Source organism: Haladaptatus sp. W1 (assembly GCF_001723155.1).
GTDB classification, from domain to species: Archaea; Halobacteriota; Halobacteria; order Halobacteriales; family Haladaptataceae; genus Haladaptatus; species Haladaptatus paucihalophilus.
In genome coordinates, this window is record NZ_MEIH01000383.1 from 1 (window position 1) to 3,780 (window position 3,780).

Sequence of the window (3,780 nt, forward strand, 5' to 3'; positions counted from 1 at the left end):
CGGAATCGAGGTTTCCTCCGCCACGTCGTCGCGCCGGAGCACGCGAGCGGTCGCGTAGGCGATGCCGCCGCCGATGAACGGCGTGAGTATCCAGAGGGAGACTATCTGCTGGTATTTCGGCCACGCGGGGGTTCCACCGAGCGCCAACCCGACGCCGACGATGGCCCCCGTTACGGTGAACGCCGTGGCGATGGGATACCCCGTGAACACGCCGATTGCCACCAGTATCGCCGCCGTGAGGAGTCCCGTGGTCGCGGCGAGGGGCGACAGTTGGACGCCGTGAATCAGCTCCCGTCCCACCGCTTGCGAGACGTTCGCGCCTTGGAGCGCCGCCCCTAGAAATCCGAGAATCCCCACGAGAAACCCCGCGCGCATCACCGAGAGGGCGTTCGCACCCACGGCTGGGGCGAACGGAGTTGACCCACTCGACCCCGCGCCGATGGCCCACGCCATGAACAGACTCGCGACCCCGGCGATAATCACCGTCAGCAACCCTCCAGCCATATCTATCCGGTATATCGCCTCACGCCAATAGTGTACCGACTCGAAAGCAAACGACTGATCACGTCCTGTCGGCCCGCGGACCGCCGCTCCGTTTCGGCGGTTCCACGCCTTCTGCCGCTTCGACCGTCTCGGTTTCCTTCTCCGTCTCGACGTGCCAGCGGTCGATTTCGTCCTCGTAGGACGTGAGCGACTCCGACACTTCTCCTTTCAACTCGTCGTCGTTGACGTTTACTTCGAAGATGAATCCCTCCTCGCCGTCCTCCATCCGACTCGTCTGCTGGATGTTGGCACTGACGAGTTCGTTGTCGAAGTAGTACGGCGCGAGTTGCGTCATCACCTTCTGATACACCGTGTCCTCGACCTTCCTGATGGCCTTCCGCCCCGCCGAGTCGGCGGCCCGAGCGACGTAGTTCACCGAGTCCTGCCACCTGTCTACGGCACCTTCCGTGTCATCTTCTTCCAGTTTTTCGTACGATTCGGTCAGTTTTTCTCCCGCTGTTCGGAGGTCGTCGTCGGGGGACTCGCCCGCTTGCTCGCCTTTCCCTTCGCTGACGTGGGCCTGTTCCGCGGTCTTCTCGGCCACGTCTTCGCCGAGCCGTTCGTGCGATTTCGGCCGCCACTCGTCCCACTCCTCGAACGCGCTACCCGACACGTTCGCCTCACGGAGCGCTTGCGTGATGCGCTCTCCGTGCTCGACGATATCTCCCCAGCTACCTCGAAGTTTGAAGCCAGAGATGCTCTCTTCCATTCGATTACTCGCTCGTAAGTTCCACAGGGTTTTATCTTTTACCGCTAATGTCCGTGACAGCGGCTCTCATGCGCCTTTTCTCGGGGGTTACCGTTTCGAGCGTAAAATTATTCGTCTCCGATGTTTCCGTACGTTACCCGTTCCGCGAACGCGTTCAGTCGGTCTTTCGCGCGCCCGAGCAGTTCGACGTGTCCGCTCACCGACCGCATCTCGTCCTCGGACACCTCGATTCGGTCGTCGCCGTAGATGTCGCGCGTCTCACCGTCACTGGTCGCGTCGACGACGGTCGAAAGACCGCACCGACCACACGCCTCCGTCCGTTTGCCACCCATGTTACGGCGTACGGACGCATCCATGTTATGTGTTACCCCGAAATACTAGCCTCCCGCTCTCACCGTTTCTCCTTTCGAAGGACGGCTTTGTAGAATCCCTCTCTCGGCTGTATCTCGGCGACTCGCCATGGCATTCCGACGGTTACGTCCCGCAGTCGCTCGGGCGAAAAGAGGACGAAGTGGAGGGTTCGTCCGACCTCCCGTTCGCCGTCCCGGTCGTACTCGAAGTGAAACGTTCGGTGGGCGATTCCGCGGCGCGGGTCTGACCTGTAGCCCAGCAGGTCGTCCGGAGCGAGGTCCGTCGGGTCGTAGTTGTCCACGACGGCGACGCCCTCCTCGTCCGTGATTCGAGCGAGTTCCGAGAGGAGTCGATGTACCCCGGCGAGGGAGTGTGCGAGTCCGAGTTGGGTCCCGCTCAGGAGGGCGGAACGGAACCTGTCCGGTCGGAAGTCCATCTCGAACATGTCCATCACGCGAACGTCCTCGACGCCACGGTTACGGGTGGCTTCGACTGCGCCCGGACTCACGTCGATGGCGACGACTTCGCCTCGTTCTTGGAGAAATTCGGCGTGCTGTCCCGAGCCACAGCCGATATCGACGATGGGTGGTTCGAGCGACGCGAGGAGGGTTCGCCACTCGTCACGCCAGTCCTCCCGTGGGGTGAAGTAGTGCCCTTCGATATTCCCGTCCCGCGTCTCCGCGCCGTCCCGGTTTGCTCCACCGCCGCGACCGGAAGCACGATGTCGTCACCCCCGGCGGCGGCGGTCGCCTCGTCCACCGTGTCGTAGTGGGTGACGGCCATCGAATCGCTGAATCCTGACGAAATCGACGACGTTTGCGTGTTCGCCGCGACCAACAACACCGTCGTTCCCACGAGGAACGCCACCGCTACCGCGATGATGACGATGGTCAATCGGTCACGACGTGACCACTGCGTACACAACCCCCGCTGATACCCCATTCGAGTCGTCTTTCTTGTCCGGCAGGGAGCATCAAGAGTATAAGTCGCCTACGCAGCAGAAAAGGGTCCGTAGGGGGTCCTTATACGAAATCAAGGAGAATTCCCGCGCCTTGAGGCGTCACCAGAACGCAGAGGGTTCTTTAATACACAACTTCTCATTCGCCGGGCTGTCCCGCCACGCCGTCCGCCAGCGTGTTTAGGGATATTGGTGCACTATGCTCAACGGAGAACGATGACGGACACACTTTCCGACACGAACGTAGCGATTTTCATCGCACAGGCTGGAACCGAGGAGGTCGAATTCACCGAACCCAAGGCGGCCGTCGAGGACGCCGACGCGACCGTGGATGTCGTCGGTGCCGAAACCGGCGAGGTTCGGACCGTCAACAACGACCTCGACGACGGCGACACCTACGAGGTCGAACGGACGTTTTCGGAGGTTTCCGCCGACGACTACGACGCCCTGTTGATTCCGGGCGGTGCCGTCGGGGCGGACGACTCCGTGCGGACAGCGACGCGGTACAGTTGATTCGGAACGTTTTCGACGCGGGCAAGCCCATCGGCGTCATCTGCCACGGTCCGTGGACGCTGGTCGAGGCCGGTGTCGTCGAGGGCCGGACGCTGACCTCCTACCCGAGTTTACAGACGGACATTCGAAACGCGGGTGGGGAATGGGTGGACGAGGAAGTCGTCGTGGACGAGGGACTGGTCACCAGTCGCAACCCCGACGACTTGCCCGCCTTCTGTGACAAAGTGGTCGAGGAGTTCGAGGAAGGGCGACACGAGCGAAACTGAACGCTGACCTGCTTCTTACGCACGGCGATTTCGACCCGTCCCGTCCGGTTCGATGCCCCCGTTTTAGCTGAATCAAGGCGCTAAGCCCCCTTCCTCAGCGAGCGACCAACGGGAGCGAGCAGGGAGGGGATACAGCGCCGCACAGTTCTCAAACACATTCGACGCTCGGCCCACAGGCCAACGCCTCACCAAAGCATCATACGTGTGGCGTGCATTCTGTGCATTACGGTGAAACGGAAGACAATCACCATCCGCGAAGACCAAGACGAGTGGATTGAGGACCAACACCTCAACTCTCGTCGTTCGTCCGCGAGCAGTTGGACGAACTCATCGAGGAACGCGAGTAGAATGTACTACGCCTACAAGTACCGTTTCAAGCCGTCCGACGCCCACCGCGAGGAGTTGGACCGCCACCGAGATATTTGTAGGCAACTCTACAA

Annotated in this window: 6 protein-coding genes and 1 pseudogene; 2 read left to right on the plus strand and 5 right to left on the minus strand. The window is 61.4% G+C overall.

Going from position 1 to position 3,780, the window contains the following annotated elements; genetic code table 11:
- From BG842_RS23480 to BG842_RS32205, 5 genes are all read right to left on the minus strand, one after another.
- Positions 1 to 504 (minus strand): inorganic phosphate transporter (locus tag BG842_RS23480; RefSeq protein ID WP_175424268.1); only part of this gene is annotated, 504 nt, incomplete at its 3' end.
- A 58-nt stretch (positions 505 to 562) separates the two neighbouring features.
- Positions 563 to 1,252, minus strand: coding sequence for a DUF5828 family protein (locus tag BG842_RS23485; protein WP_007975993.1), 690 nt, complete (start codon positions 1,250 to 1,252; stop codon positions 563 to 565).
- Positions 1,253 to 1,359: 107 nt separating this feature from the next.
- Positions 1,360 to 1,584: a hypothetical protein gene (locus BG842_RS23490; protein WP_069449770.1), complete on the minus strand. Its 225-nt coding sequence runs from the start codon at positions 1,582 to 1,584 to the stop codon at positions 1,360 to 1,362.
- Between the two features lie 59 nt (positions 1,585 to 1,643).
- Positions 1,644 to 2,186 carry a class I SAM-dependent methyltransferase gene (locus BG842_RS23495; protein WP_342764829.1) on the minus strand — a complete coding sequence of 181 codons (543 nt, stop codon included), beginning with the start codon at positions 2,184 to 2,186 and terminating at the stop codon, positions 1,644 to 1,646.
- Complete coding sequence (locus tag BG842_RS32205; protein ID WP_254663425.1) at positions 2,108 to 2,545, minus strand: hypothetical protein; 438 nt, start codon at positions 2,543 to 2,545, stop codon at positions 2,108 to 2,110. The genes BG842_RS23495 and BG842_RS32205 overlap by 79 nt, the downstream gene beginning before the upstream one ends.
- Positions 2,546 to 2,777: 232 nt before the next feature.
- On the opposite strand from BG842_RS32205, the pseudogene BG842_RS23500 reads away from it, so the two are divergent.
- Positions 2,778 to 3,340, plus strand: a pseudogene (locus BG842_RS23500) (type 1 glutamine amidotransferase domain-containing protein).
- 228 nt (positions 3,341 to 3,568) lie between these two features.
- On the plus strand, positions 3,569 to 3,780 hold a 212-nt coding region (locus tag BG842_RS32210; RefSeq protein ID WP_254663426.1), incomplete at its 3' end, for a helix-turn-helix domain-containing protein.